General features: G+C 63.5%; 22 protein-coding genes and 1 tRNA gene. 15 read left to right on the forward strand and 8 right to left on the reverse strand.

What is annotated here, in order from left to right:
- Positions 1 to 180: 180 nt before the first annotated feature.
- A complete protein-coding gene (locus tag LB568_RS02645) occupies positions 181 to 1011 on the forward strand; it encodes a L,D-transpeptidase (RefSeq protein WP_224728967.1) in 831 nt (276 codons plus the stop codon).
- A 95-nt stretch (positions 1012 to 1106) separates the two neighbouring features.
- Here the strand turns inward: LB568_RS02645 and LB568_RS02650 are convergent, their stop codons facing one another.
- The gene (locus tag LB568_RS02650) at positions 1107 to 2651 is read right to left on the reverse strand and encodes a helicase HerA-like C-terminal domain-containing protein (RefSeq protein ID WP_224728968.1); all 1545 of its coding nucleotides are present in this window, start codon (positions 2649 to 2651) and stop codon (positions 1107 to 1109) included.
- 338 nt (positions 2652 to 2989) lie between these two features.
- Between LB568_RS02650 and LB568_RS02655 the strand changes: the two genes are divergently transcribed.
- The 4 genes from LB568_RS02655 to LB568_RS02670 all read left to right on the forward strand — a co-directional run bounded on the left by LB568_RS02655 (position 2990) and on the right by LB568_RS02670 (position 7231).
- Entirely contained in the window at positions 2990 to 4432 is a 1443-nt protein-coding gene (locus tag LB568_RS02655; protein ID WP_224728969.1) for a methylmalonyl-CoA mutase subunit beta, read from the forward strand.
- Complete coding sequence (scpA, locus tag LB568_RS02660; protein WP_224728970.1) at positions 4429 to 6549, forward strand: methylmalonyl-CoA mutase; 2121 nt, start codon at positions 4429 to 4431, stop codon at positions 6547 to 6549. Before LB568_RS02655 ends, scpA begins: the two co-directional genes overlap by 4 nt.
- Positions 6550 to 6623: 74 nt before the next feature.
- Positions 6624 to 6845 (forward strand): AbrB/MazE/SpoVT family DNA-binding domain-containing protein, encoded by a 222-nt coding sequence (locus LB568_RS02665; RefSeq protein WP_013896477.1) that lies wholly within the window; start codon positions 6624 to 6626, stop codon positions 6843 to 6845.
- Positions 6842 to 7231 (forward strand): type II toxin-antitoxin system death-on-curing family toxin, encoded by a 390-nt coding sequence (locus tag LB568_RS02670; protein WP_013896478.1) that lies wholly within the window; start codon positions 6842 to 6844, stop codon positions 7229 to 7231. The genes LB568_RS02665 and LB568_RS02670 overlap by 4 nt, the downstream gene beginning before the upstream one ends.
- On the opposite strand, the gene greA is transcribed toward LB568_RS02670, so the two are convergent.
- The gene (greA, locus tag LB568_RS02675; protein ID WP_013896479.1) at positions 7228 to 7701 is read right to left on the reverse strand and encodes a transcription elongation factor GreA; all 474 of its coding nucleotides are present in this window, start codon (positions 7699 to 7701) and stop codon (positions 7228 to 7230) included. The two genes, LB568_RS02670 and greA, sit on opposite strands and share 4 nt — an antisense overlap.
- A gap of 120 nt (positions 7702 to 7821) precedes the next feature.
- Between greA and LB568_RS02680 the strand changes: the two genes are divergently transcribed.
- Positions 7822 to 9198: a TIGR03808 family TAT-translocated repetitive protein gene (locus LB568_RS02680; RefSeq protein ID WP_013896480.1), complete on the forward strand. Its 1377-nt coding sequence runs from the start codon at positions 7822 to 7824 to the stop codon at positions 9196 to 9198.
- A 9-nt stretch (positions 9199 to 9207) separates the two neighbouring features.
- Here LB568_RS02680 and LB568_RS02685 read toward each other — a convergent pair whose 3' ends face one another.
- Entirely contained in the window at positions 9208 to 10212 is a 1005-nt protein-coding gene (locus tag LB568_RS02685; protein ID WP_013896481.1) for an asparaginase, read from the reverse strand.
- Between the two features lie 25 nt (positions 10213 to 10237).
- Positions 10238 to 11404: an acetyl-CoA acetyltransferase gene (locus tag LB568_RS02690; protein ID WP_013896482.1), complete on the reverse strand. Its 1167-nt coding sequence runs from the start codon at positions 11402 to 11404 to the stop codon at positions 10238 to 10240.
- A gap of 198 nt (positions 11405 to 11602) precedes the next feature.
- Here LB568_RS02690 and betI point away from each other — a divergent pair, with 198 nt between their 5' ends.
- The 5 genes from betI to betB are packed head-to-tail and all read left to right on the forward strand — an operon-like array spanning position 11603 to position 17878.
- Positions 11603 to 12193 (forward strand): choline-responsive transcriptional repressor BetI, encoded by a 591-nt coding sequence (betI, locus tag LB568_RS02695; protein WP_224728971.1) that lies wholly within the window; start codon positions 11603 to 11605, stop codon positions 12191 to 12193.
- The gene (gene betC, locus LB568_RS02700) at positions 12190 to 13719 is read left to right on the forward strand and encodes a choline-sulfatase (RefSeq protein WP_224728972.1); all 1530 of its coding nucleotides are present in this window, start codon (positions 12190 to 12192) and stop codon (positions 13717 to 13719) included. Before betI ends, betC begins: the two co-directional genes overlap by 4 nt.
- Positions 13716 to 14717, forward strand: coding sequence for a threonine/serine dehydratase (locus tag LB568_RS02705; protein WP_224728973.1), 1002 nt, complete (start codon positions 13716 to 13718; stop codon positions 14715 to 14717). The genes betC and LB568_RS02705 overlap by 4 nt, the downstream gene beginning before the upstream one ends.
- Positions 14710 to 16362 carry a choline dehydrogenase gene (gene betA / locus LB568_RS02710; RefSeq protein WP_224728974.1) on the forward strand — a complete coding sequence of 551 codons (1653 nt, stop codon included), beginning with the start codon at positions 14710 to 14712 and terminating at the stop codon, positions 16360 to 16362. Before LB568_RS02705 ends, betA begins: the two co-directional genes overlap by 8 nt.
- Positions 16363 to 16414: 52 nt before the next feature.
- Positions 16415 to 17878, forward strand: a complete 1464-nt coding sequence (gene betB, locus LB568_RS02715) for a betaine-aldehyde dehydrogenase (RefSeq protein ID WP_013896487.1) — start codon at positions 16415 to 16417, stop codon at positions 17876 to 17878.
- 73 nt (positions 17879 to 17951) lie between these two features.
- Here the strand turns inward: betB and LB568_RS02720 are convergent, their stop codons facing one another.
- The 3 genes from LB568_RS02720 to LB568_RS02730 all read right to left on the reverse strand — a co-directional run bounded on the left by LB568_RS02720 (position 17952) and on the right by LB568_RS02730 (position 22147).
- Complete coding sequence (locus LB568_RS02720; protein ID WP_224728975.1) at positions 17952 to 20189, reverse strand: mannose-1-phosphate guanylyltransferase/mannose-6-phosphate isomerase; 2238 nt, start codon at positions 20187 to 20189, stop codon at positions 17952 to 17954.
- 183 nt (positions 20190 to 20372) lie between these two features.
- A complete protein-coding gene (locus LB568_RS02725) occupies positions 20373 to 21893 on the reverse strand; it encodes a phosphomannomutase/phosphoglucomutase (RefSeq protein ID WP_224728976.1) in 1521 nt (506 codons plus the stop codon).
- A gap of 177 nt (positions 21894 to 22070) precedes the next feature.
- A tRNA-Pro gene (locus LB568_RS02730) sits at positions 22071 to 22147 on the reverse strand.
- A gap of 272 nt (positions 22148 to 22419) precedes the next feature.
- Here LB568_RS02730 and LB568_RS02735 point away from each other — a divergent pair.
- The 4 genes from LB568_RS02735 to LB568_RS02750 all read left to right on the forward strand — a co-directional run bounded on the left by LB568_RS02735 (position 22420) and on the right by LB568_RS02750 (position 24456).
- Positions 22420 to 22707, forward strand: a complete 288-nt coding sequence (locus LB568_RS02735; protein ID WP_013896490.1) for a hypothetical protein — start codon at positions 22420 to 22422, stop codon at positions 22705 to 22707.
- A 619-nt stretch (positions 22708 to 23326) separates the two neighbouring features.
- Positions 23327 to 23542 (forward strand): hypothetical protein, encoded by a 216-nt coding sequence (locus tag LB568_RS02740; protein ID WP_013896492.1) that lies wholly within the window; start codon positions 23327 to 23329, stop codon positions 23540 to 23542.
- A 135-nt stretch (positions 23543 to 23677) separates the two neighbouring features.
- Entirely contained in the window at positions 23678 to 23989 is a 312-nt protein-coding gene (locus LB568_RS02745) for a hypothetical protein (protein WP_224728977.1), read from the forward strand.
- A 107-nt stretch (positions 23990 to 24096) separates the two neighbouring features.
- A complete protein-coding gene (locus LB568_RS02750; RefSeq protein ID WP_013896494.1) occupies positions 24097 to 24456 on the forward strand; it encodes a hypothetical protein in 360 nt (119 codons plus the stop codon).
- Between the two features lie 46 nt (positions 24457 to 24502).
- On the opposite strand, the gene LB568_RS02755 is transcribed toward LB568_RS02750, so the two are convergent.
- Positions 24503 to 26122: an ABC transporter ATP-binding protein gene (locus tag LB568_RS02755; RefSeq protein WP_013896495.1), complete on the reverse strand. Its 1620-nt coding sequence runs from the start codon at positions 26120 to 26122 to the stop codon at positions 24503 to 24505.

Here is a 26122-nt window from a genome sequence, read left to right on the forward strand (position 1 = left end):
TTGCCGGCCACAGGCTGTGGCCATGGCGCCACAGTGACGACGCGGTCACAGCTTCGCCTTTGTTTGTCCACGTTCGGGCCAGATTCGGAACCGCCTATCGCGCCAGGTGTTGTCAGGCACCCGCAACAGCGGTCGGTGTATTCACGCTTTGTTGGAATTTGAGTCCTAAAGAAGGCAACTATGTCCATAACCGAAATCGAATACTTTCGCCTGAGCCGTCGCGGCTTCCTCAACGCCGCCGCCCTGGGCGCCGCCTCGATCGCGGTTTCCGCATGCGCCACCACCGGGCCAGGCCCGGTGGAACCGCCGCCGCCCACCTATGTCGAGCCGCCGCTTGCCGATTATGCCTCGATGTATGCGGCCGTCAGCGATGGCGGCTTCGATCTGCCGGCCATCCCCGTCGACAGGATCGATCCGCAGTTCCTGCGCCAGATCGTTCCCGACCCGACCGGACAGAAGCCGGGAACCATCGTCGTCGATACGACAGGCCATTTCCTCTATCTGGTCCGTCCGGGCGGCCAGGCCATCCGCTATGGCGTCGGTCTCGGCCGTGCCGGCTTCGAATGGTCGGGCGACGCCGTCGTCCAGTGGAAGCAGAAATGGCCGAAATGGACACCGCCGGACGAAATGATCGCCCGGCAGCCTGAATTGAAACAGTACAGCGCCGACAATGGCGGCATGCCCGGCGGGCTGAAAAACCCGCTCGGCGCGCGCGCGCTCTATCTCTTCCAGGGCAATGTGGACACGCTCTACCGCTTGCACGGCTCGCCGGAGTGGCGCTCGATCGGCAAGTCGGTTTCGTCGGGCTGCGTGCGCTTGATGAACCAGGACATCATCGATCTCTACGACCGCGTGCCGTCGAAGTCACCGGTCATCGTGACCAGCGATGCCAGGCAGCCGATGGTTGCGGCGGCGACGGCAAACCACAAGGCCATTCCGATCGACGCCGGCGTGCCGGACGGATCGGTACTGCTCGGGCCGGTCAAGGCGATCACGGATTCGATTTTCTGAGTCGACAACATCTATGGAGGGCTACGGCGCCATGTGTCCAGCGGACGCGCGGCGCTGTACGCAGTAGGGCCTTGGCGCCCTCCCCGGCCGGAAGTTCAGCGTCCCCTCGACAGGCTCCCCAAGATCCCGCGCACGATCGCGCGTCCGACAGATGAGCCGACCGAACGCACGACCGACTTAATCGCGGCCTCGGCCACGGTCTGGCGGTTGGAGGGGCGCGGCGCGGGTGCCCGCCTGCCGCCGGATTGCGGCGGATCGTCATTGCCGAAGCCCGGGATAGTCCAGCGCGAGCCGCCTGTGCCAGCCTGCTGCGCCTGCTGTTCGGCGTCCTGCGCCTCCTTGGCTTTCTTCTGCAGCATCTCGAAAGCCGATTCGCGATCGATGACCTCATCATACTGACCGACGACCGGGCTTTCAGCGATCAGCTTTTGCCGCTCGGCCGGGGTTATGGGCCCAAGCCGCGACGAGGGTGGGCGAATCAAAGTGCGTTGCACCATGGACGGCACGCCCTTGGCCTCCAGCGTCGAGACCAGCGCCTCGCCGGTGGCGAGTTGGGTGATGGTTGTGGCGCAGTCGAAATCGGGGTTCGGCCGGAACGTCTCGGCCGCCGTCCTCACCGCCTGCTGCTCACGCGGCGTATAGGCGCGCAGCGCGTGCTGGACCCGATTACCGAGCTGGGCCAGGACCTTCTCCGGAATATCCAGGGGGTTCTGCGTGACGAAATAGACACCGACACCTTTGGAGCGGATCAAGCGGACAACCTGTTCGACGCGGTCGATCAGCACCTTCGGCGCTTCGTCGAACAGCAGGTGCGCCTCGTCGAAGAAGAACACCAGCTTCGGCTTGTCGGGGTCGCCGACTTCGGGCAGCACCTCGAACAGTTCCGACATCAGCCACAACAGGAAGGTGGCGTAGAGCCGCGGGTTCATCATCAGCTTATCGGCGGCAAGCACGCTGATGGCGCCGCGCCCGTCGCGGGTGGTGCGCATGATGTCGGAGATCCGCAAGGCCGGCTCACCGAAGAAGTTTGCCGCCCCTTGCTGCTCCAGCACCAGCAGCGTGCGCTGGATGGCCCCCACGGAAGGCTTCGTCACATTGCCGTAGCGCGATCCGATCTCGTCGGCGCGCTCGGCGATGTTGGCGAGCAGCGCCTGCAGGTCCTTCATGTCGAGCAGCAGCAGGCCTTCCTCGTCGGCCAGGCGGAAGGCGATGTTCATGATGCCTTCCTGCGCCTCGGTGAGGTTCATCAGGCGCGACAGAAGCAGCGGCCCCATTTCCGAGACGGTGGCGCGGATCGGATGCCCCTGCTCGCCGAACAGATCCCAGAAGATGACCGGAAATTCCTGGAAGTCATAAGGGTCGAGCTTGACCTGTTCGGCTCGCTTGACCAGGAAATCCTGGGCCGAGCCGATCATGGCGATGCCGGACAGGTCGCCCTTGATGTCGGCGCAGAATACCGGCACGCCGGCATTGGAAAAACCTTCGGCCAAGATCTGCAAGGTGACGGTCTTGCCGGTACCGGTGGCGCCGGTGACCAAGCCGTGGCGGTTTCCATATTGCAGCAGCAACTGCTCGGGACGCTGATAGCTGTCGTCCAGCTTGCGGCTGGCGCCGATGAAAATACTGGTGTCGTCAGCCATGTATCCGGTCTCCGCAAACGGGTGTGTCTAAAGCCAATGGCCAAGCCGCAGGTATAGTCAGGCTGCCGCGCAGCGACAATGCCAAATGTCCGGGCCAAATGTCCGGGCCAAACGTCCGGGCCAATCGTCCAAATCGGACCAATCGCCGAAATCGGATTTTTGGAACTTGCGGATTTTGCTGGTGTTTGGCAATCGTTCATGGTTCGTCCACGCAGGCGAACCTATATCTGAAGGGATCGAATTCGAGACCTGGAAGCACATTGCATTGCGATAACCGACCGGGGACCGTAGACTGAAGTGACCCGGGCTGGTGCGGCCACGTAAAGCGAGGAAAATGGATGGGCGCCGGAGCCTTGACCAGGGATGTAGAACCAGCGGATGCCGAGCGCCAGCGATGGCTGGCCTTGGCGGAAAAGGCGTTGGCCGGTGCGTCCTTCGAGGAAAAGCTGGTCTCGCACACCGACGACAACATCCGCATCGAGCCGCTCTACGACCGCGCGACCGGAACCGAGTCGATCGTGCGCACCAATCCCCGATCGCCCTGGATCGTCAGCCAGCGCGTCGACGACCCCGATATCGATCGCGCTAAGGCCCAGGCCCAGGAAGACATCGCACAGGGCGCGACCGGACTGTCGCTGGTCTTCGAAGGGGCTCCGAACGCATTCGGCTACGGCCTGCCGAGGACGGCGCAGGCACTGGAGACGGTGCTGGACGGCGTGCCCCTCAACCGCGTCCAGATCCGAATCGACACCCATCCCTGGAGCCGCCCGATGGCCGACTGGCTGGTGGCGTTCCTGAGCAAGCGCCGCTCCGATCCGTCAAAGCTCAATTTGTCTTTCGGCATCGACCCGGCGGCAATCCTTGCCGGAACCGGCCGGCTGCGCATGTCGATCGAGGCGCTGCAGGAATCGATGCCGCAATCGCTGGCGCATTTCTTCTCGATGGGCGTTCCGGGCGTGCTGCTCGAGGCGGATGGACGCGTCTTTCATAATGCCGGCGCAACGGAAGCGCAGGAGCTCGGCATCATGCTCGCTTCGGCGGTCTCGTATCTGAGAATGTTCGAGAAGGCGCGGCAGCCGCTCGTCTATGCAGCACCCCATATCGGCTTCGCGCTCAGCGTCGACCAGGACCAGTTTCTCTCGATGGCCAAGGTCCGGGCACTGCGCAGGTTGTGGGCGCGGGTGCAGGAGGCCTGCTCGATCCCCAATTCCACGGCCAACATCCATGCCGAGACATCGTTTCGCATGATGACCGCGCTGGACCCGGAAACCAACATACTGCGCACGACGATCGGCTGCTTCGCCGCTGCCGCGGGGGGCGCCGATTCGATCTCCATCCTGCCGCATACGATCGCGCACGGCCTGCCGGCAGCTTTTGCCCGCCGCGTCGCACGCAACGCGCAGTTGATCATGGCCAATGAAAGCCATGTCGATCATGTCGCCGATCCTGCCTTTGGTTCAGGCGCGGTCGAAGCCTTGACCACCGATCTCTGCGAGGCGGCGTGGGCGGAGTTGCAGGCAATCGAGGCTGAAGGAGGTGTGCTGTCCAGCCTTCAGGGCGGGCACATCCAGCGCCGCGTCCGTGCTGCCGCCGCGCGGCGCGACGCCGCCTTCAAGACAGGCGAGCGAGCCCTGATCGGCACCACGCTCTATCCGCAGCAGGGCGAACGTCCGGTCGAGACGCTGGACGCGCAGCACCGGCCAGCCTTCACCGAAGGCATCGTCCTGTGCGAACCGCTGTTTCCCGTACGCATCGACCAATCCATCGGGGTTGCTTCTTGATTCCGGATTTCAGTCAGATCGGCTGGACGCCGCCACGGCGGGCACCCGCCGAGGTCAAGGGGCAGCGGACGACGCCGGAAGGTCTCGCCGTCAAGCATCTGTACAGTCAGGCCGACCTCAAGGGCCTGCCATTTCTCGATACCTATCCGGGCCTGCCGCCCTTCGTGCGGGGCCCCTACCCGACCATGTATGTCCAGCAGCCGTGGACGATCCGGCAATATGCCGGCTTCTCGACGGCCGAGGAGTCCAACGCCTTCTACCGGCGCAATCTGGCCGCCGGCCAGAAAGGCCTGTCGGTCGCCTTCGATCTCGCCACCCATCGCGGCTATGACAGCGACCATCCGCGCGTCGCCGGCGATGTCGGCATGGCGGGCGTCGCCATCGATTCCATGCTCGACATGCGGCAACTCTTCGACGGGATTCCGCTCGGCGAGATGACTGTGTCGATGACGATGAATGGCGCGGTGCTGCCGATCATGGCGCTTTACATCGTCGCCGCGGAAGAACAGGGCGTCGCGCAAAAGGATCTGGCGGGCACCATTCAGAACGACATTCTGAAGGAGTTCATGGTCCGCAACACTTACATCTACCCGCCAAAACCATCGATGCGGATCGTTTCGGACATCTTCTCCTACACGTCGAAGAACATGCCGAAGTTCAATTCGATATCGATCTCCGGCTACCACATGCAGGAAGCGGGTGCGACGGCCGACCTGGAGCTTGCCTATACGATCGCTGACGGCATCGAATATGCCCGTGCCGGTGTTGCGGCGGGCCTCGATATCGACCGCTTCGCGCCGCGCCTGTCCTTCTTCTGGGCGATCGGCATGAACTTCTTCATGGAAGTCGCCAAGCTCAGGGCCGCGCGCCTGCTGTGGGCGACCCTGATGAAGAAGAATTTTGCGCCAAAGGACGAGCGCTCGCTATCGCTGCGCACCCATTGCCAGACGTCCGGCTGGTCGCTGACGGCGCAGGACCCCTACAACAACATCATCCGCACCATGATCGAGGCGATGGCGGCCACGCAGGGCCACACCCAGTCGCTGCACACCAACTCCTTCGACGAGGCGATGGCGCTGCCGACCGACCATTCGGCGCGCATCGCCCGCAACACGCAGCTCATCCTGCAGAAGGAATCCGGCACCACCCGCATCATCGATCCGTGGGGCGGGTCGGCTTACCTCGAACGGCTGACGCACGACCTGGCGGCGCGCGCGCTGACCCATATCGAGGAGGTCGAGACGCTTGGTGGCATAGCCGCGGCGACCGAGCAGGGCATTCCGAAGCTGCGCATCGAGGAAGCGGCGGCGCGCACGCAGGCACGCATCGATTCCGGCGAGCAGATGCTGGTCGGGGTCAATGCGCATCGGCCGGAGAACGACATCGCGGTCGACGTGCTCAAGATCGACAATGCCGAGGTCAGGGCCCGGCAATTATCGAAGCTGCAGCGGCTGAAGGGCACACGCGACGTCGCCGCCGTCGAAAGCGCGCTCGACGCGCTGACCCGTGCCGCGCAGGGCAATGAAAACCTGCTGGAATTCGCCATCCGCGCCGCGCGCGCCAATGCCACGGTCGGCGAAATCTCGTTTGCCCTTGAGAAAGTCTTCGGCCGGCACATTGCTACGGTGCAGACCATTTCCGGCGTCTATCGCAAGGCGCTTGGCGACAATCCGGTGGTCGACGGGCTGCAGGACAAGCTCGATGCCTTCGAGAAGAAATTTGGCGGCAAACCGCGCATCCTGGTGGCCAAGATGGGACAGGACGGGCACGACCGCGGGCAGAAGGTGATCGCCACGGCCTTCGCCGATCTCGGCTTCGACGTCACGGTCGGCGCGATGTTCCAGACACCGGAAGAGATCGCGAAACTGGCGGTCGAGCATGACGTCCATATTATCGGCGCCTCATCGCTGGCGGCCGGGCACCTGACACTGATCCCCGAATTGCGTGACGCGCTGAAAAAGCTCGGCCAAGGCGACATGCTGATCGTGGCCGGCGGCGTCATCCCGCCACAGGACTATGAGGCGGTGCTGCGGGCTGGCGCTGCCGAGATCTTCCCGCCGGGCACGGTTATTCCGGAAGCGGCAGATCGGTTAATGGATCGGTTGCTGTCGGCGTAGCAGGTTTGTTATAATATCTGTTGCAACAAAGCGACGATCGAGTTATAATCGATATTGCAACAGGATAATCCGTCATGAATACGATCATTCGCAAGATCGGCAATTCCGAAGGCGTGATCCTGCCGAAGGAGCTGCTCGGCCGACTGAATATGAAGACAGGTGATCAGCTTCAGATCATCGAAACGGACAAGGGCATTACCCTTGAGCCGGTGGACGACAGTTTCGAGCGGCAGATGGAAGCTGCTCGCAAGGTCATGGACAAATACAAGGTCGCGCTTCAGAAGCTCGCCGAATGAGCTGGGAGTTCCTGACCCGGCGCGCGGTCGAAGCGATGCATGCAGAGCAATTGCGCAGGCATGGCGGGGTGCAAGGTTTGAGAGATGAAAATGCTCTTGAATCGGCGCTTGCCCGCGCCGAGAACAAGGCCAATTACGGAGATCCAACAGTCGAGGATCTTGCAGCCGCCTACGTCTTCGGCATTGCCAGGAACCATGCCTTTGTTGACGGCAATAAGCGGACTGCCATCGTGGCCGCTGGCGCATTTTTAATCGTGAACGGCCATGCCTTGGCAGCCGACAACGGCACGCTTTACGAATTCGTCATGGCTGTCGCATCCGGGGAAATTGACGAAACAGGAGCGGTGGCGTTCTTCCGCGATCATGTTGTCAAGCTCAAGGATTAGCCATCCGAGAGCTTGACGATCTCCCATTCCTTGCCGTTGACCGTGACGACCTCGCCGACCTTCTTGCCGAACAGAGCCACGGCCATCGGCGAAACATGCGAAATTGAACCCTTCGAAGGGTTTGCTTCATCCTCGCCGACGATCTTCCAGTGCACTTTCCTGCCGTCATCGCCCTCGAGCGTGACGCCCATGCCGAAGCGAACGAGGTCGCTGCCCGGCTCGGGCACGGACAATTCGGCACTTTCACGCCTCGCGTTCCAGTAGCGAAGGTCGCGCGACACGACCGCGATGCGCTCGCGGTCGCCTTTTCGTTCGGCTTTCGCCAAGATGTCGCGCAAATCGCTCAGATTGTCCTCGATCTGCGCCAAACCACGCTCCGTCACCAGATTGCGGTGCGTGCTGATAGGCCGCTCGCCGACGCCGGCGATGGCGTTTTCGCTATCTTCCTCGCGTGTAAAAGCTCTGCTCATTATGTGAACTTAGGCGCCGGCCGGCCGTTCGACAAGCCATGGCCGATACCCTCGCCAAGAGGAACAGAGGGTCTGGCACGATTCCTGCGCTGCCGGGGTTGAACACCAGGACCTGTGCCGATGTTGAACAGACGAACGCTGCTGACGCAGACCGCCGGCTTTGCCGTCATCGGCCTCTCGCTTGGCAAGGCGGCGGCCGCCAGCCTTGCCGGCATCGAGAAAGCCTCGATGCGCGGCTCGATCAATGCCACCGAACTCGGCGTGCAGCCCGGCACTTTCGACGACCAGAGCAAAGCCTTTGCCAAGCTGCTGCGCGACGCAAACAGCCGCGATATGCCGGTGTTCCTGCCGGCCGGCACCTATGTGGTATCCAATCTTTCGCTGCCCAGCCGCGTGCGTCTTTCGGGCGTGCCGGGTGCAACGCGGATCGTCTATGGCGGCGACGGCCATCTGTTCATGGCCGAACAGGCCGACCATATCGAACTGAGCGGGCTGGTCTTCGATGGTTCGAACCGCTCGATGGGCGATTATGCGCAAGGACTGCTCGATCTGCGCCGGGTCGCGCATCTGGTCGTCGACAATTGCCAGGTAACCGGCAGTGGCAAGAACGGGCTTGCGCTGGAACACGCCGCGGGCCGCATCGAACGCTCGGACATATCGGGCGCCGCCGATGCCGGCATCTATTCGGTCGAAGCCGCCGGCCTGTCGATCACCGCCAACACCGTCTCCGACTGTGCCAATGGCGGCATCCTCTTGCACCGCTGGCAGGCGGCGGAAGACGGCACCATGGTCACCGGCAACCGCGTCGAACGCATCGGCGCGCGCAGCGGCGGAACCGGCCAGAACGGCAACGGCATCAACGCCTTCCGGGCCGGAAATGTCATCATCTCGGGAAATGTCGTCTCCGACTGCGCTTTTTCGGCGATCCGCGCCAACAGTTCCAGCAACCTGCAGGTGTCAGGCAACACCTGCTCGCGCTCGGGCGAAACGGCCGTCTATTCCGAATTCTCCTTCGAGGGCGCCGTCATCAGCAACAACATCGTCGACGGCGCGGCCAACGGCATCTCGATCGTCAACTTCAACGAAGGCGGCCGCATGGGTGTCTGCTCGGGCAACATCGTGCGCAATCTGTCGACCAGCGGCCCCTACCCCGCCGATGCGCCGGGGTTCGGCGTCGGCATCGGGGTCGAGGCCGACACCACCGTTTCCAACAACGTCATCGAGAACGCACCGCTCTACGGCATGCAGATCGGCTGGGGGCCGTACCTGCGTAATGTCGTTGCCACCGGCAACATCATCCGCAAGGCTGGAACCGGCATCGTCGTCAGTGTGGTCGAGGGCGCCGGTACGGCCATCATCTCCGATAACGTCATCGACGGCGCGCTGAAGGGCGCCATCGTTGGCCAGCGTTGGGCCGATCCTGCGACAGGCGACCTGACGTCATCCGACAATACCGGCTATGCCCATCTGACCGTCGAGCGCAATCACGTCAGCTGAAAACCATCCTCAATTGAGGGCTGCGGTCGGCCTCAGCGCTCCGACCTTGGCGCCGATCCGGCTTTCGATCGGGGCATTTGCCAATGCGGCCAGCTTCGCCGACAGGGCCTCGTCCGCATGCAGCAGCTTGGCAAGGACGGCGGCAGCGATGGCCTCGCCGGCGCGGCCGGCACCATCGTCGCATTTGATCGCTATGCCGAGGCCAAGCTCGGGTATCGCGCTACAATGGACACCTTCGGCGCCGCCTTTTGCAAAAATCCGTCCGGGCGCGGCTTCCATCAAAGCGACATCGGCACGGCCGGTGCCGGCGACGAAGAAGGGTTCCGCCATGCAGGCCGACAGCAGCCGCTTTGCGGCGTTCGCCCGCTCTGGGCCAAAGCGGCGTGCGGTGGCCATGCGGGCAAAGCCGAGCGCGAAACTCCTGAGCGGCACGGCATAGGTCGGGATCGAACAGCCATCGGTCGCCCGCTCATCCGCGCCGTGCACAGCGCCGGTAACGGCCTGCATGGCGTCGCGCACCATCTCCTGCAGAGCGTGTCCCGCCTTGACGTAGCCGCCATGCGCGATGCCTGTGTGTACGCAGGTGCAGAGGAAGCCGGAGTGCTTGCCGGAGCAGTTGTTGTGCAGTGCGTTGGGCGAGCCGCCGGCGCGGGCGAGCGCAATCTCCGCGTCGTGGTTCGAGGGCCAATGCGCGCCGCATTCGAGCGCTGAGCCATCCAGCCCGGCCCTGGCCAACATCGAACGTGCCAGCTCGACATGCGCCGGCTCGCCCGAATGGGACGCACAGGCGAGCGCCAGCTCGCGGTCACCGAAGCCGTAGGCGTCCGCTGCGCCGCTTTCGACCAGCGGCAAGGCTTGGATTGCTTTGACCGCGGAGCGTGGAAACACCGGTTTGGAGGTGTCGCCGATCTCCAGGACCGGCTTGCCGTCGGCATCGAAGACAGCGACAGCCCCGCGATGCACGCTCTCGACGATCGCGCCGCGCAAGACTTCGATCAGAACCGGATTTGTCATGCCACCTCCCGTAGATGCGGGCGGTTTATCTGATCCGGTCGAGAATGGAAACGTAGTTGGCGACCGCCGCACCGCCCATGTTGAAGATGCCGCCGAGCTTCGCGCCGGGCACCTGGATGCCGCCAGCCTCGCCGACAAGCTGCATGGCGGTCAGCACGTGCATGGAGACACCGGTGGCGCCGATCGGGTGGCCCTTAGCCTTCAATCCACCGGACGGGTTGACCGGCAGTCGGCCGTCCTTGGCCGTTGTGCCATCCAGCGCCAGCTTGGCGCCCTCGCCCGGCCTGGCGAGGCCCATCGCTTCATACTCGATCAACTCGGCAATGGTGAAGCAGTCATGCGTCTCGACGAAAGAGAGATCGTCGAGCGTGACGCCGGCGTTCTTCAATGCACGGGTCCAAGCCTGCTCGCAGCCTTCGAACGACAGGATATCGCGCTTCGACATCGGCAGGAAGTCCTGCACATGTTCGTTCGCGCGGAAGGCAACCGCACGGCGCATCTTCAGTGCCGTTGCCGTGTCGGCAAGGACAAGTGCGGCGGCGCCGTCCGAAACCAGCGAACAGTCGGTACGCTTGAGGGGACCGGCGACAAAGGGGTTCTTCTCGCTTTCCTGACGGCAGAACTCGTAGCCGAAATCCTTGCGCATCTGCGCATAGGGATTGTCGACGCCGTTCTTGTGGTTCTTGGCGGCGATCATGGCGAGCGCATCCGACTGGTCTCCATAGCGCTGGAAATAGGCTTGCGCGATCTTGCCGAAGACGCCGGCGAAACCGGCTGGCGTCTCGCCGTCCTCGGGCAGATAGGAGGCCTTCAACAGGTTCTTGCCGATTTCGGGGCCGGGCGTCGTCGTCATCTGCTCGGCGCCGACCACTAGCACAATGCGAGCAGCATTGGCGTCGATGGCGCGGATGCCTTGTCTGACCGCCGCCGACCCGGTGGCGCAAGCGTTCTCGACGCGTGTCGCCGGCTTGAAGCGCAGCCGGTCGTCGGCCTGGAGCACCAGGCTGGCGGTGAAATCCTGCGCCGAAAAGCCGGCATTGAAGTGACCGAGCACGATCTCGTCGACCTCGTCCGGACCGATGCCGGCATGGTCGAGTGCGTCGGTCGCCACCTTGACGATCAGGTTTTCGAGCGTTTCGCCTTCGAGCTTGCCAAAGCGCGAATGCGCCCATCCGACGATGCATGCGGTCATGGCGTTCTCCATCCTTGGCGCCAGCCTGGCACAGGCTTACGGCTCACGTCGCCTTTATTGTTCAAATATAAACATTCTTGCCTCGCCCGTGAAGGGCCGGAACCAGACAATCGCTTGGTGCAGGTCGCGCCAGCGTCGATTTTTTGTTGATTGACGCGTCAATAAAAAATAATCTGCCCCGCAAAAGCCGGGAACAGCATGCCGAAAATCGGAATGGAGCCACTGCGTCGCAAGGCGCTCATCGACGCGACGATCTCGGCGATCGGCGAGCGCGGGTCGCTCGACGTGACTATGTCCGAGATCGCCGGGCGGGCCGGCGTGTCCTCGGCGCTTGCCCATCACTATTTCGGCGCCAAGGACGAATTGCTGCTGGCGACGATGCGGCACATCCTGGCCGAACTGACCATCGACATGCGGCGCGCTCTTCAATCCGCCGCTTCCCCGCGTGAACGCGTTTCGGCGGTGGTGGCCGTCAACTTCTCCGACATCCAGTTCCAGCCGCAAACCATCGCCGCATGGCTCGCCTTCTACGTCGAGGCACAGAAGTCGTCCGCGCTGCGCCGCCTGCTCAGGGTCTATGCGCGGCGGCTGCACTCGAACCTGATGAGCGGGCTTATCGGCATCCTGCCCAGGGCCGAGGCCGACCGCGCCGCCGAGGCGACCGCGGCGATGATCGACGGGCTCTATATCAGGCGGGCGTTGAAGGAGGGCGTGCCCGACGCCGCGACCGCGATCGCGCTCGTCGAAGACTATCTCGAAATCAAACTCGGCGAGCGGCGGAAGCAGTGACAGCGAAGCGACCCAATTTCCTGATCGTCATGGTCGATCAGCTCAACGGAACCTTGTTTCCGGACGGGCCGGCGGACTTCCTGCACGTGCCGCATCTCAGGGCGCTCGCTGCCCGCTCGGCACGCTTTGCCAACAATTACACCGCCTCGCCGCTCTGCGCGCCGGGCCGTGCCTCGTTCATGAGCGGTCAGTTGCCGTCGCGCACGGGAGTCTATGACAATGCGGCCGAATTCGCCTCATCGATCCCGACCTTCGCCCACCATCTGCGCGCCGCCGGCTATTACACCTGCCTCTCTGGCAAGATGCATTTCGTCGGGCCGGACCAGATGCATGGGTTCGAGGAGCGCTTGACCACCGACATCTATCCGGCTGACTTCGGCTGGACGCCGGACTACCGCAAACCCGGCGAACGCATCGAATGGTGGTATCACAATCTGGGTTCGGTCACCGGCGCCGGCGTCGCCGAGACCACCAACCAGATGGAATATGACGATGAGGTCGTGTTCCTGGCCACGCAGAAGCTCTACCAGCTTTCGCGCGAACAGGACGATGCGAACCATCGGCCCTGGTGCCTCACCGTTTCGCTGTCGCACCCTCACGACCCCTATGTCGCGCGCAAGCAGTATTGGGATCTCTACGAGCATTGCCAGGCGCTCGACCCGGAAACGGGTTTTATCGCGCAGGACGAACAGGACACGCATTCGCAGCGGCTGTACCTCGCCAGCGATTATCCGTCCTTCGAGATCACGCCCGAGCAGGTGCGTCGCTCGCGGCGCGGTTATTTCGCCAACATCTCCTATGTCGACGACAAGCTCGGAGTGGTTCTGGACGTCCTCAAGCGCACGCGCATGCTCGACGACACCATCATCCTGTTCTGCTCGGACCATGGCGACATGCTTGGCGAGCGCGGCCTGTGGTTCAAGATGAGCTTCTTCGAGGGCTCGGCGCGGGTGCCGCTGATGATCGCCGGCAAAGGCGTGCCGGCCGGGCTGATCGAGGCGCCGGTCTCCAATCTCGACGTGACGCCGACGCTCTGTGACCTCGCCGGCATCGACATCGATGCAATCGCGCCGTGGACCGACGGCCAGTCGCTGCTGCCGCTCACCAAGGGTGGGCAACGCAGCGGCCCTGTGTTGATCGAATATGCCGCCGAAGGCTCCTACGCGCCGCTGGTGGCGATCCGCGACGGCAGATACAAGTTCATCCACTGCGAGCTCGACCCGCCGCAGCTGTTCGATCTCGAAGCCGATCCGCTGGAGCGGGTCAATCTGGCCGACGAACCGGCCAAGGCGGTGTTGGTGTCGGCCTTCATGGACAAGGTCCGGGCGCGCTGGGACATGACCAAATTCGACGCCGCCGTGCGCGAAAGCCAGGCGAGGCGCTGGGTCGTCTATCCGGCGCTGCGCAACGGCGCCTATTACCCTTGGGATTTCCAGCCGCTGCAGAAGGCATCCGAGCGCTACATGCGCAACCACATGAACCTCGACAATCTCGAGGAGAGCAAAAGGTATCCACGAGGCGAATGATGACAAGTCCTGTCCCCTCCCTCGACCACCTCAAGCAGGCTTATGCGGTCACATCCAGGGCGACGCAGATCACGCCGCTGCTGGAATCGGCCGCCCTTGCCCGCGAGACCGGTGCGGCCCGCGTCTTCATCAAGCCGGAATCGCTGCAATGGGCTGGCTCGTTCAAGATACGCGGCGCCTATTGGCGGCTGAAGCGGCTTTCCGCCGACGAGGCGAAGAAGGGCGTCGTCGCCTATTCCTCCGGCAATTTCGCGCAAGGGCTGGCGGCCGCCGGCCAGGCGCTCGGCATTCCGGTCACCATCGTCATGCCGATCGATGCGCCGGCCGCCAAGCGCGACGCCACGGCCGGCTACGGCGCACGCGTCGTGCTGACCGATCATGGCGAGCGCGCGCGCGAAGAGGTTGCCGCCGCCAAGGCGCGCGAGATCGCCGAGGCGGAAGGCCTGGCCCTGCTGCATCCGTTCGACGATCCGGAGATCGTCGCCGGCCAGGCGGGCGCCGGCCTCGAGGCGCTCGACCAGCTCTCGGCCAAGGACGCCAGCGCCGACCTGTTGTTCTGCTCGGTCGGCGGAGGCGGACTGATCGGCGGCGTGTCGCTCGCATTCCATTATCTGTCGCCGGCAACCGAGATCATCGGCGTCGAGCCCGAAGGTTTCAATGGCATGGGTTCATCGCTGGCGCATGGCAGCATCGAGACCATGCCGATCGGCCCGAAGTCGATCTGCGACGGATTGATGTCGCGGCGGCCTGGCGACGCGCCCTTCGCGGCGGTCAAGACCGCCGGCGTGCGCGGCATCACGGTCGACGATCAATCGGTGCGGCGCGCCATGCGGATCGCCTTCGAGCGGATGAAGCTGGTGCTCGAACCGTCGGGCGCTGCGTCGCTGGCGGCGTTGCTCGGCGGCAAGGTGGATGTGCGGGGCAAGACCGTGCTCGTGGTGGCAACTGGCGGCAACGTCTCGCTCGCCGATTTTATGGCGCATATGAACCATGCTTGAAGCGGATTTCGTCATCATCGGCTCCGGCTCGGCCGGCTCGGCCATGGCCTACAGGCTGTCGGAGGACGGCAAGCATTCTGTGATCGTCATCGAGTTCGGCGGCTCGGATATCGGCCCGCTGATCCAGATGCCGTCGGCGCTGTCGATCCCGCTCAACATGAGCCTCTACGACTGGGGCTTTGCCAGCGAGCCGGAGCCGCATCTGGGTGGCCGCGTGCTGGCGACGCCGCGCGGCAAGGTGATCGGCGGTTCATCCTCGATCAACGGCATGGTCTATGTGCGCGGCCACGCCCGTGACTTCGACCATTGGGCCGAACAGGGAGCGGCCGGCTGGGGCTTTGCCGACGTCCTTCCCTACTTCAAGCGCATGGAAGATTCTGATGGCGGCGAGGATGGCTGGCGTGGTCGCGGCGGGCCGCTGCACGTGCAGCGCGGCTCACGGCGCAATCCACTTTATGGCGCTTTCGTCGACGCGGGCCGCCAGGCCGGGTTCGAATTGACCGACGACTACAACGGATCGAAGCAGGAAGGCTTCGGGCCGATGGAGCAGACCATCCAGGGCGGCCGCCGCTGGTCGGCGGCATCAGCCTATCTGAGGCCGGCGCTCAGGCGCAAAAACGTTAGCCTGGTCAAGGGCTTTGCCCGCCGGGTGATCATCGAGAATCAACGCGCCATCGGCGTTGAGATCGAAGCTCACAAACAGATTCAGGTCGTTAAGGCGCGACGCGAGGTGATCGTCGCCGCCTCGTCGATCAATTCGCCCAAGATCCTGATGCTGTCCGGCATCGGCCCGGCGGAGCATTTGCGCGAAAACGGCATTGCCGTGCTCGCCGACAGGCCCGGCGTCGGCCGCAATCTGCAGGATCACATGGAGCTCTACATCCAGCAGGAATCGACCAAGCCGATCACGCTTAATTCGGTGCTGAACCCGTTCTCGAAGGCGCTCATCGGCGCGCAGTGGCTGTTCTTCAAGTCTGGGCTCGGCGCCACCAACCATTTCGAGGCAGCCGCCTTCGTGCGCTCGCGCGCCGGCATCGACTATCCCGATATCCAGTACCACTTTATCCCGGCGGCGGTTCGCTATGACGGCAAGGCGGCGGCCAAGTCGCATGGTTTCCAGGCGCATGTCGGGCCGATGCGCTCGAAGTCGCGCGGCTCGGTGACGCTGCGGTCGCCGGATCCGAAATCGAAGCCAGTGATCCGCTTCAACTACATGTCGCATCCGGACGACTGGGCGGAGTTCCGCCATTGCATCCGCCTGACCCGCGAAATCTTCGGCCAGAAGGCATTCGATGCCTATCGCGGCCAGGAAATTTCGCCGGGAAGCCATGTGCAGTCGGACGACGATCTCGATGTCTTCATCAGGGATCACGCCGAAAGCGCCTACCATCCCTGCGGCACCTGCAAGATGGGACGCGCCGACGATGCGATGAGCGTCGTCGATCCGGAGTGTCGGGTCATCGGCGTCGAAGGATTGCGGGTCGCGGACTCCTCGATCTTCCCGCGCGTCACCAACGGCAATCTCAATGCACCGTCGATCATGACCGGCGAAAAGGCATCCGACCACATCCTTGGCCGCACGCCGCTGGCGCCGTCCAACCAGGAACCATGGATCAATCCGCGCTGGCAGGCGTCGGACAGATAGAGCATGATCCGGTGAACGTCCGGCCCAGGCGAATAGAATTTGGAGACTTCCCATGCGCGCCCAGCCCACGGCATCGCACTATGTCAACGGACGCTACGTTGACGACGAGCAAGGCGCGCCACTGCCGGTCATCTATCCGGCCACCGGTGAGACCATTGCCATGCTGCGCGCGGCGACGCCTAACGTGCTTGAGTTGGCCATCGAGGCCGCACGGGCAGCACAACCCGCCTGGGCACGGCTGAAGCCGGTCGAGCGCGGCCGCATCCTGCGCCGCGCCGCCGACATTTTGCGCGCCCGCAACGCCGACCTTGCCCGCATCGAGACGCTCGACACCGGCAAGGCGATCCAGGAAACGCTGGTAGCGGACGCGCCTTCAGCAGCCGATTGCCTTGAATATTTCGGCAGCGCGGTCGCCGCCTACAATGGCGAATCCGTTGACCTCGGCGGCCCCTTCGCCTATACGCGGCGCGAGGCCCTCGGCGTCTGCGTCGGCATCGGCGCCTGGAATTATCCGATCCAGATCGCCGGCTGGAAGTCCGCGCCCGCACTCGCCATGGGCAATGCCATGGTGTTCAAGCCATCGGAAAACACACCGCTGTCGGCGCTGGCGCTGGCCGAGATCTACAGCGAGGCCGGCCTGCCCGACGGGCTGTTCAACGTCGTGCAGGGTTATGGCGATGTCGGCGCAGGCCTCGTCGGCCACGATGTCGTCGCCAAGGTTTCGGTGACCGGCTCGGTGCCGACCGGCCGCAAGGTGCTGGCGCTTGCCGGCTCCAAGATGAAGCACGCGACGATGGAGCTCGGCGGCAAGTCGCCGCTGATCGTCTTCGACGACGCCGACATCGAAAACGCCGTTGGCGGTGCCATGCTCGGCAATTTCTATTCCACCGGCCAGATCTGCTCCAACGGCACGCGCGTCTTCGTGCAGAGCGGCATTCACGACCGCTTTGTCGAAAGGCTGGTCGAGCGGACCAAGAAAATCCGTATCGGCGATCCACTCGATCCCGAGACCCAGATGGGGCCGCTGGTCTCGAAAGCGCAGCATGAGAAGGTTGTCGGCTATATCGGCACCGGCAAGCAGGATGGCGCCACGCTGGCTTGCGGCGGCAACGTGCCTTCGCTGCAAGGTTTCGATGGCGGCTTCTTCGTCGAGCCGACCGTGTTCACCGGCGTCACCGACACCATGCGCATCGCCCGGGAGGAGATTTTCGGACCTGTCATGAGCGTGCTGAAGTTCGACGGCGAGGACGAGGTGATCGACCGCGCCAACGATACCGAATTCGGCCTTGCCGCCGGCGTGTTCACCCGCGACCTGCCGCGCGCCCACCGCGTCATCTCCGAGCTGCAGGCGGGCACCTGCTGGATCAATGCCTACAATCTGACGCCAGTCGAAATCCCGTTCGGCGGCTTCAAGCAGTCCGGCATAGGGCGGGAAAATTCGCTGGCGGCGCTGGCACTCTACTCGCAGCTGAAATCGGTCTATGTCGAGACGGGGGACGTGGCGGCGCCTTATTGAGAGGTCGGCGGGACAGCGCCCCCCTCTGTCCGGCAGGACAGAGGGGGGCGTGAAGGGATGAGGCGGTCGTCAACTAGCTTCTCTCCGCCGTCCCGTCCAGATACTGCGTCAGCGCGCAGACCAGGTGATAGAAAATGCTGGCTGGAACGTCGGATGCCAAGGAGCGGCCGCGCTCGTCGATGCGGTCGATCCACAGCCCCAGCGGCGCCGGATCGATGTGCCAGCGGAACAGCCGGCCGACGCGCGCCTCTATCTCCGGCTTGAGATCGGGACCGCCTGAGCCATTCAGCGCAATTGCCGCCTTGACCGCTTCAGCCTGCGGCCAACTGCGTGACGCCAGGTCGAGAGGCAGGCCTTGCCGCGAGACCGCGCCATAGGCAAGGCCTGTGGCGCGGTTGAGACCGCTGGCGATTGCCGAGGCGTAGAGTTTCCTGGCGAAGCCGCGCAATTCGGCCTGGCCGCTGCGCTCGGCAAAATCGACCAGCAGCGAAGCCCACTCGAAGTGATGGCCAGGCTCGGTCCAGAGCCCCTTGTCACCAGCGGCCGGCTTCCATTCGGCGTCGAAATATTCGCCGAGCGTCCAGCTTTCAGGATCGAAGAAATGACTGCGGAAAAGGTCGATGATGCGTGCGGCACGGCGCAGATGGGCACGCTCTCCGGTGGCCTGATGCCAAGCCAGGAAAGCCTCGAGCAGATGCATGTGCGGGTTGGAGCGCCGCTCGCCCTCCCCGTCCGATGTCTCGAGGAATCCGGTCATGCGGCTGTCCTCGAGATGGGCATCGAGAAAAGCGAAGGTTTCCTCGCCGAGCCGAAGGGCATCCGGATTGCCCGACATGTGTGCATGCGCCAGCGCCAGCAAAACGCAGGAATGGTCGTAGGCATCCTCGGTGGCATCGGCAACGGAGCCGTCGACATTCAGCGTGCGCACCCAACCGCCGCGGTCGGTGCGCCCCTTCCCTGCCATGAAGTCGATGCCATGTGCGATCAGCCGGTCGGCAGGACCATCCCAACCGCGAGCGCTGGCGACGGCGAAGGCATAGACCTGGCGAGCCTGCGTGCGCATGCGTTTGGGCTTGATCAACGGGGAGCCGTCAAAGCCAAGCGCTTCGTGGAAGCCGCCGTGGCGCTCGTCGACACCTGATGTCGACCACAATGGTAAGGTTTCCTGAAACAGCCAGTGATGCACGCGCCGCCGCCAGGCGCCGCTTTCAATGACGCGATCATGGGCAGGCGTAAACCGTGTTTCGAGCCGGCCCGACCTCTCCAACTGCTCGACGACTTTCTTGACGTGCTGGCTGTGGCTGACAGGAGCGACGAAAGTGGCGTCAGCGGTCGAAACGATGGCAACGTCCTTCATGCCGATGGCGGACAAGAGGCGACCGTCGCCGCGGATGTACGAATTTTCGCAATCAATGGCGACGACATCGCCGACAATGACATTGCCCCTGCTGTCGGACGGGCCGACATCGAGCAGCGATTGCCAGGAGCCAAGATCGTTCCACCGGAAATCGGCCGGCACCATCGCGATGTCCTTCGCCCGCTCCATGATGGCGTAGTCGATCGAATTGGACGGGATGGCCGCGTAGAGCTCCAGCGGCATATAGAGGCCGGACAGATCCGATGTCGCCGCCCTGTAGGCCGCTTCTGTCGTCTGCCAGACGTCCGGCTGGAAGGCGGCGAATGCATCTCGCATCGCGCTGGCGCGAAACAGGAAGATGCCGGTGTTCCAGTAGAAATTTCCGGCTTTGAGATAGCCTTGCGCAGTCGCAAGGTCCGGCTTTTCGACGAAGCGTGAGACGTCGAAGATGCCGCCACTTTCGGCCGCGACCTCGATATAGCCATAGCCGGTTTCGGGTTGCGCCGGCTTTATGCCGAACACCACAAGTCGGCCTGCGCGTGCCGCCTCGGCACCCGCCTCTATGCTCTGCCAGAATTGCCTTACCGTCGATATTTCGTGGTCCGACGGCACCACTAGGACCAGGCTGTCGCCGAACTCGGACAAAGTGCGCAGCGTCGCCAGCGCGACGGCGGCAGCGGTGTTTCGCCCCGTGGGCTCGAACAGCGGACCGCCGCCGGCGAGATCCAGGCCGGCAAGATCGGCATGAACACGTTCCGCATGGCGCTCCGACGCGATCAGGAAGATCGGCGTTTCGCCGCCGGATCTTGCCGCCAGCCGGCGCAAGGTCTTGGCCAGCATCGAGCCATCGCCCGACAGGTCATGGAACTGCTTGGGATTGTCCTCGCGTGACAGCGGCCAGAGCCGCGAGCCAACACCGCCGCTCATGACAAAACTGACGATTCGATCGGCCATTCAGGTCTCGTACTCAAAAGGCTGCGATTGGCGATTGCCCAGCACTCAAGCCTTTAACCCGTGTTTGTCCGATTGGAAATCCGGCAACGCACCGGTTCGGGATGTCGACAGCGATCAGTTCGGCGACATTTCCGCCAGGATTCACCGCTCCCGCGCCAAGATCAAGATCAGGCCGGCTAAGCCTCAGAAAGTCTGGTTGTAGGCACCGACTTCGGGGCTGCGGCGCAGCACGGCGTCGACGGCCTCGAACATCTGGCGGCGACGCTGCGACGACACCGGGCTTTCGACGACCACGACGAGCTCAGGCTTGTTCGAAGACGCCCGCACCAGCCCCCAGGTGCCATCCTCGGCGACGACACGCACGCCGTTGACGGTGATCAGGGCCGATATCTTCTGGCCGGCGAAAGCGGCGCCGTCGCGCATCATCGCCTGAAAGTCGGAGACCACCCGCTCGACCACGCCATACTTCACGTCGTCCGCGCAGTGCGGCGACATGGTCGGCGTGCCGAAGGTCAGTGGCAGCGCACGATAGAGGTCGGCCATCGAGCTGTCCGGGTTGCGGTCGAGCATCTGGCAGATGGCGATGGCCGTGACCAGCCCATCGTCATAGCCGCGCCCGATCGGCGGGTTGAAGAAGAAATGTCCCGATTTCTCGAAGCCGGCGACGGCGCCGAGTTCGGCGACACGCCGCTTGAGGTAGGAGTGGCCGGTCTTCCAGTAGTCGGTGACGGCGCCATTGGCCTTAAGCACGCTGTCGGTGTTGAACAGTCCGGTCGACTTGACGTCGACCACGAAGGTCGAACCCGGGTGCTGGCCGGAGATGTCGCGCGCGAGCATCACGCCGACCTTGTCGGCAAAAATCTCGTTGCCTTCATTGTCGACGACGCCGCAGCGGTCGCCGTCGCCGTCAAAACCCAGCCCGACATCGGCGCCGGTCTCCAAAACCTTGTCCCTTATGGCATGCAGCATCTGCATGTCTTCGGGATTGGGGTTGTAGCGCGGGAAGGTGTGGTCGAGTTCGGTATCGAGCGGGATCACCTCGCAGCCGATGCGCTGCAACGCTTCCGGGGCAAAGGCGCCGGAGGTGCCGTTGCCGCAGGCGGCGACCACTTTCAGCTTTCGCGCGATACGCTTGTCCCTGGTCAGGTCGTCGAGATAGGTGGCGCGAAAATCGCGGATGAAATCATAGGAACCACCGCCGACAAGGTCGAAATCTCCGGCCTGCACGATCGCCTTCAGCGCGCTCATCTCCTCGGGTCCGAAGGTCAGTGGCCGCGCCGCTCCCATCTTGACGCCGGTCCAGCCATTTTCGTTGTGCGAGGCGGTGACCATGGCCACCGATTGGGTTTCCAGCGCGAACTGGGCGAAATAGGCCATCGGCGACAGCGCCAGGCCGATATCCCTCACCCGTGCGCCAGCGGCCATCAATCCGGACACCAGCGCCAGCTTGATCGACAGCGAATAGGAACGGAAATCATGCCCGGTGACGATGTCGGGGCCGGCTCCGAGACGGCGGATCAGCGTGCCAAGCCCCATGCCGAGCGCCTGGACACCGATCAAGTTGAGCTCCGGCGGCACAGCCGAACCGGGGTGGCCAAACCACCAGCGCGCGTCATATTCGCGGAAGCCGGACGGCTTTATCAGCGCCGCGGTTTCGAATTCGAAGCTGTTGGGCAAGGCCTCGCCGACGATCCTGGGGGTCAAGACTGGAAAACTCCAAATGGCTGGGAACACAAATTATCGAGGGTCGTGGCTACCATAGGCTTCAAGCCGTGTTTACCCCTAAAACGCGTGGCGTTTGAGGTGATACGTCTTGCCTTGTTTTCAGGTGGGTATCGTCAAGGGCGCCAAAGTCGGGATGCGCCAATACGTTGTTTTTTCTGGTCGGAGTGGCAGGATTTGAACCTGCGACCCCCTCGTCCCGAACGAGGTGCGCTACCAGGCTGCGCTACACTCCGTGACCAGACCGCGGGCTTATAGCCGCCACGCCTCGTTCCTGCAAGCGGCAATGGCAGCACTTCTGTCGCATTTCGTCTGCTTTGGCCGCGGACGGCGCGGACACCAGGGTTTCCCGACTATCATGGCCGAGACGCAGCCTCGTCCAGGCCATTGACGATGTGAACGCCCGTCCATCAACCCTGCCGTCCTCATCCAGCCCTGAAACCGGAACCAAAGCGGACCACCAGCGGTTATCCAAGGAAGGGCTAATCAAGGCAATGGAGAAATTGCAATGAAAACAATGGCCATGTGCGCTTTGGCGCTTTGCATCGGATTGCCGGCAGTGGCTTCGGCAGCCGAGGCCGACGTCGTTATCAGGACCCACCATCGACACCACAACAACGTCAAGATCATCAACGAGTACGGCCAGCGCCTGCATCATCGCCGCCACGGTACAGTTGCGTTCTACGACCATGGCCGCCGGCATCATCGTCGGGACACCGTGATTGTCACGGGCTCCGTCTCGACCTACCGTCACCATCACCGTCACCCCGTAGTGATCGACAACGGCGGATACTGATCACCGTCCGCCTGGCCCCGCTCGCCGATCGAGCCGGGCCAGCCAGACGCCCTACCGCGGCGTCCCGCGCACAAGCTCGACCGACGGCTCTCATGCGGCGCCACGCCGCAAAAGCCGTCATTCAACTTTGAACCTGCAGAATCCGACTTGCTGCCCCCAATGTACCGCGGGTTGCGGCGCCCACCAGAAATCGAGGGTTCGCTCGCCACATCACTCATCACATGAGAGCGGCGAGCGAACCCTATCGGCGCAGGAAGGGACGTGGCTGCGCCAATTGCAAAACCTTGGCCGGTTCTCCTTCTTGGCCGATTCTCCTGGGTGCTCAGCCGAGGGCTATTCCGATAGCCATCAAGGTGATGGCCGCGGCGAAGACCGGTGCGAGCAACCAACGCGCCTGGCCAACACTCTTTTCCATCAGCTTCCTCCCACGATCTTGCAGCGGACAACGGCGGCAAACAGCTGCTGTTCCGCGCGGCGTCCCCGGCAAGACCATTGCCCTTTGCGATCAGACCTAGGTCCGGCACCCCATCCGACCGAAGCCCAACTTGGAACGGTTGTACACGATCCTAATTTGGTTGATTGGGCGGGAAGACAGTCGAATAAAGCGGAAATGAAGAGCATGTCGAATCGTGAGACCGCAAGATCCCATGCCTTAAGCACACGCGTGCATGACCTCAGGACCAAGATGCAGGAGGCTCGGATCACCGAGGACGAAATGAAGACCTTCCAAAGGGTCGCGGCCGTGATGGAGGACGGCCAGGGCCAAATCGATGGCGACGATCTGATCGCCGCATCCTTCGTTGCCGACACGGTGCTGGACAAAAACGCGCCCTGAGTGACCATGCCGACAATTAGCAGACTTTTTTATTCCCATGCCGAAGCAGCCAGGGTCACAGGCGCCTTGGTGGCAGCCGGAGTTCCCCGCGTACAGATTGCCGTCATCGGGCCCTACCATGACGAAGTCGGAGTCTTGAAGACACCCTCGGTCCTGCTTGGCGCCGTCGCTGGGGCGGCGGCCTGCCTGGGCGCTGTCGCAGTCCTAGGCATCAATCCTCTGCCTGCCGGACTGCCGGCAGCGGCGTTGATCGGCGCGATCTGCGGCGGCGGTGCCGGCGCACTGCTCAGGACGTTCGTTACGACCACCGTCGTGCCGGATGATCGGAGCGTCGCCGAGGGGATCGTTCTGGTGACGGCCCATGTCGATGAAAACGAGACCGACGTCGCCCAGGCAGTGCTCGGCGGTGGAGCCTCCGGAACCGGATACGTCGCCAAAGCAGCGTGAACACGGACTGCGTGCTCGACAGCAGGCGCAAAACTTTGACGAAATGGGCATCGACCCTAGGTAGCCGATGGTATGAGGGGCCGGTAGACGGCGAGCCGGATGCGGACATGAATTTGATTTCAAAGGAAAAGCCGGCACCGGTTGTTTTGATTGCACTGCTTCTCGTGGCCGGCTTCCTCTTGGCCGGTTGCTCATCGATCGGCAGGACGGTGGACGCGGCGAAATACGACAAAATGAGCTGCCCCGAACTCAACAGCGCACTTGGCGAAAACGCCCGCGAAATCTCGCAGATCGCGATCACGCGCGGCAAGGTCGCCAACACCAGCGTGCCGCGCTGGCTGCTGGGTGGTTCGCGGGTCAAGACGGCGGTCGCAAACCGCGAGACGGCGAGGATCGACCAATTGAAGCAACGGCACGATGCCATTGTCGCCGCGCGGGCGCACAGGTGCCAGAGGTCGGCGAGCTGAGCAAACAGGCGCCGCCCCGACGACTGTCTTCACCTGAAGCGACGTTTCAGGCGCTCAACCGGAACCGCGTGACATCGATTGCCGCATTCATCAGCGTTTGGGTATAGGCAGCCTGCGGATTGCTGAAGATCGCCTCGGTCGGCCCTTCCTCGACGATCTTGCCCTGCTTCATGACGATGATGTAGTCGGCCATGGCGCGCACAACGGCAAGGTCGTGGCTGATGAACAGGTAGGACAGTTCGTGGTCGGCCTGCAGCTTGCGCAACAGTTCGACGATTTGTTTTTGCACCGAGCGGTCGAGCGCCGAGGTCGGCTCGTCGAGCACGACCATCTTGGGTTTCAGGATCATGGCGCGGGCAATGGCGATGCGCTGCCGTTGCCCACCGGAGAATTCATGCGGGTAGCGATTGCGCGCGTTTGGATCGAGGCCGACTTCGCGCAGGGCTTCGACCGCGCGCTGGTCGCGCTGCTTGCCCGAAAGATCAGGCTCATGCACCAGCAGCCCTTCGGTGATGACCTGGCCGACGGTCATGCGCGGCGACAGCGAGCCGAACGGATCCTGGAAGACCAGTTGCATCTGGCGCCGCAGCGGCCGCATCGCCTGCCGGTCGGCGGTGGAAATGTCGCGATCGCCGAAACGAATGAGCCCGTCGCTCGGCAACAGCCGCAGCAAAGCGCGGCCGAGCGTGGATTTTCCCGAGCCGGATTCGCCAACAATGCCGATTGTCTGGTTGCGCTGCAGCCGTATCGAAATGTCGTCGACGGCGCGCAGCATCAACGGTTCGCCGGCGAGGAAGCCGCCGCCGATCCTGAACGTGACTTCGACATTCCTGCCTTCGAGCACCACGGGCGCCTTGGCGGGCGGTGGCGCCTTGGTTCCGGTCGGCTCGGCCGCCAGCAGCATCTTGGTATAGGCGTGCTGCGGGTCGACGAAGATCGCTTCCGCCTCACCCTCTTCGACGACCTCGCCCCGGCGCATGACATAGACCCGGTCGGCGAAGCGCCGGACGATGCCAAGATCGTGGGTGATGAAGACGATCGCCATGCCGAGCTTGCGCTGCAGCTCGGCCAGAAGCATCAGGATCTGCGCCTGGATGGTCACGTCGAGCGCCGTCGTCGGCTCGTCGGCGATCAGGATGTCGGGGTCATTGGCGAGCGCCATGGCGATCATCACGCGCTGGCGCTGGCCGCCGGACATTTCGTGCGGATAGGATTTCATCCGCCGCTCCGGATCCGGAATATGCACCAGCCGCAGCAGCTTGAGCGCCTCCTCATGCGCCTCGGCGGCATTCAATCCGCGATGCCGGCGGATCGGTTCGATCAGCTGGTTGCCGATCGAATAAAGCGGATCGAGCGAGGTCATCGGCTCCTGGAAGATCATGCTGATCTTGCGGCCGCGGACCTTGTTCAGCTCGGACTTGCTCAGTGCCAGGAGGTTGCGGCCGCGATAATCGACACTGCCCGATGCTTCGCCGTTGGAGGCCAGCAGGCTCATCGCCGCCATCATCGTCTGGCTCTTGCCGGAGCCGGATTCGCCGACCACGGCAACGGTCTCGCCCGCATTGACGTGGATGTTGATGCCCTTCACCGCTTCGACGGCGCCGTCGAGCGTGCGGAAACGGACGCGCAGGTCCTTGACGCTGAGGATGGTTTCGGCAGCAGCCAT

It is taken from the genome of Mesorhizobium sp. B263B2A (assembly GCF_020165775.1).
Classification (GTDB): Bacteria; Pseudomonadota; Alphaproteobacteria; order Rhizobiales; family Rhizobiaceae; genus Mesorhizobium; species Mesorhizobium opportunistum.

Excerpts from the sequence above, each read along its gene's own strand:
- LB568_RS02645 (WP_224728967.1), top strand. The coding sequence starts at position 181 with ATGTCCATAACCGAAATCGAATACTTTCGCCTGAGCCGTCGCGGCTTC.
- LB568_RS02650 (WP_224728968.1), bottom strand. The coding sequence starts at position 2,651 with ATGGCTGACGACACCAGTATTTTCATCGGCGCCAGCCGCAAGCTGGAC.
- LB568_RS02655 (WP_224728969.1), top strand. The coding sequence starts at position 2,990 with ATGGGCGCCGGAGCCTTGACCAGGGATGTAGAACCAGCGGATGCCGAG.
- LB568_RS02665 (WP_013896477.1), top strand. The coding sequence starts at position 6,624 with ATGAATACGATCATTCGCAAGATCGGCAATTCCGAAGGCGTGATCCTG.
- LB568_RS02670 (WP_013896478.1), top strand. The coding sequence starts at position 6,842 with ATGAGCTGGGAGTTCCTGACCCGGCGCGCGGTCGAAGCGATGCATGCA.
- greA (WP_013896479.1), bottom strand. The coding sequence starts at position 7,701 with ATGAGCAGAGCTTTTACACGCGAGGAAGATAGCGAAAACGCCATCGCC.
- LB568_RS02680 (WP_013896480.1), top strand. The coding sequence starts at position 7,822 with ATGTTGAACAGACGAACGCTGCTGACGCAGACCGCCGGCTTTGCCGTC.
- LB568_RS02685 (WP_013896481.1), bottom strand. The coding sequence starts at position 10,212 with ATGACAAATCCGGTTCTGATCGAAGTCTTGCGCGGCGCGATCGTCGAG.
- LB568_RS02690 (WP_013896482.1), bottom strand. The coding sequence starts at position 11,404 with ATGACCGCATGCATCGTCGGATGGGCGCATTCGCGCTTTGGCAAGCTC.
- betI (WP_224728971.1), top strand. The coding sequence starts at position 11,603 with ATGCCGAAAATCGGAATGGAGCCACTGCGTCGCAAGGCGCTCATCGAC.
- LB568_RS02705 (WP_224728973.1), top strand. The coding sequence starts at position 13,716 with ATGATGACAAGTCCTGTCCCCTCCCTCGACCACCTCAAGCAGGCTTAT.
- betA (WP_224728974.1), top strand. The coding sequence starts at position 14,710 with ATGCTTGAAGCGGATTTCGTCATCATCGGCTCCGGCTCGGCCGGCTCG.
- betB (WP_013896487.1), top strand. The coding sequence starts at position 16,415 with ATGCGCGCCCAGCCCACGGCATCGCACTATGTCAACGGACGCTACGTT.
- LB568_RS02720 (WP_224728975.1), bottom strand. The coding sequence starts at position 20,189 with ATGGCCGATCGAATCGTCAGTTTTGTCATGAGCGGCGGTGTTGGCTCG.
- LB568_RS02735 (WP_013896490.1), top strand. The coding sequence starts at position 22,420 with ATGAAAACAATGGCCATGTGCGCTTTGGCGCTTTGCATCGGATTGCCG.
- LB568_RS02740 (WP_013896492.1), top strand. The coding sequence starts at position 23,327 with ATGTCGAATCGTGAGACCGCAAGATCCCATGCCTTAAGCACACGCGTG.
- LB568_RS02750 (WP_013896494.1), top strand. The coding sequence starts at position 24,097 with ATGAATTTGATTTCAAAGGAAAAGCCGGCACCGGTTGTTTTGATTGCA.
- LB568_RS02755 (WP_013896495.1), bottom strand. The coding sequence starts at position 26,122 with ATGGCTGCTGCCGAAACCATCCTCAGCGTCAAGGACCTGCGCGTCCGT.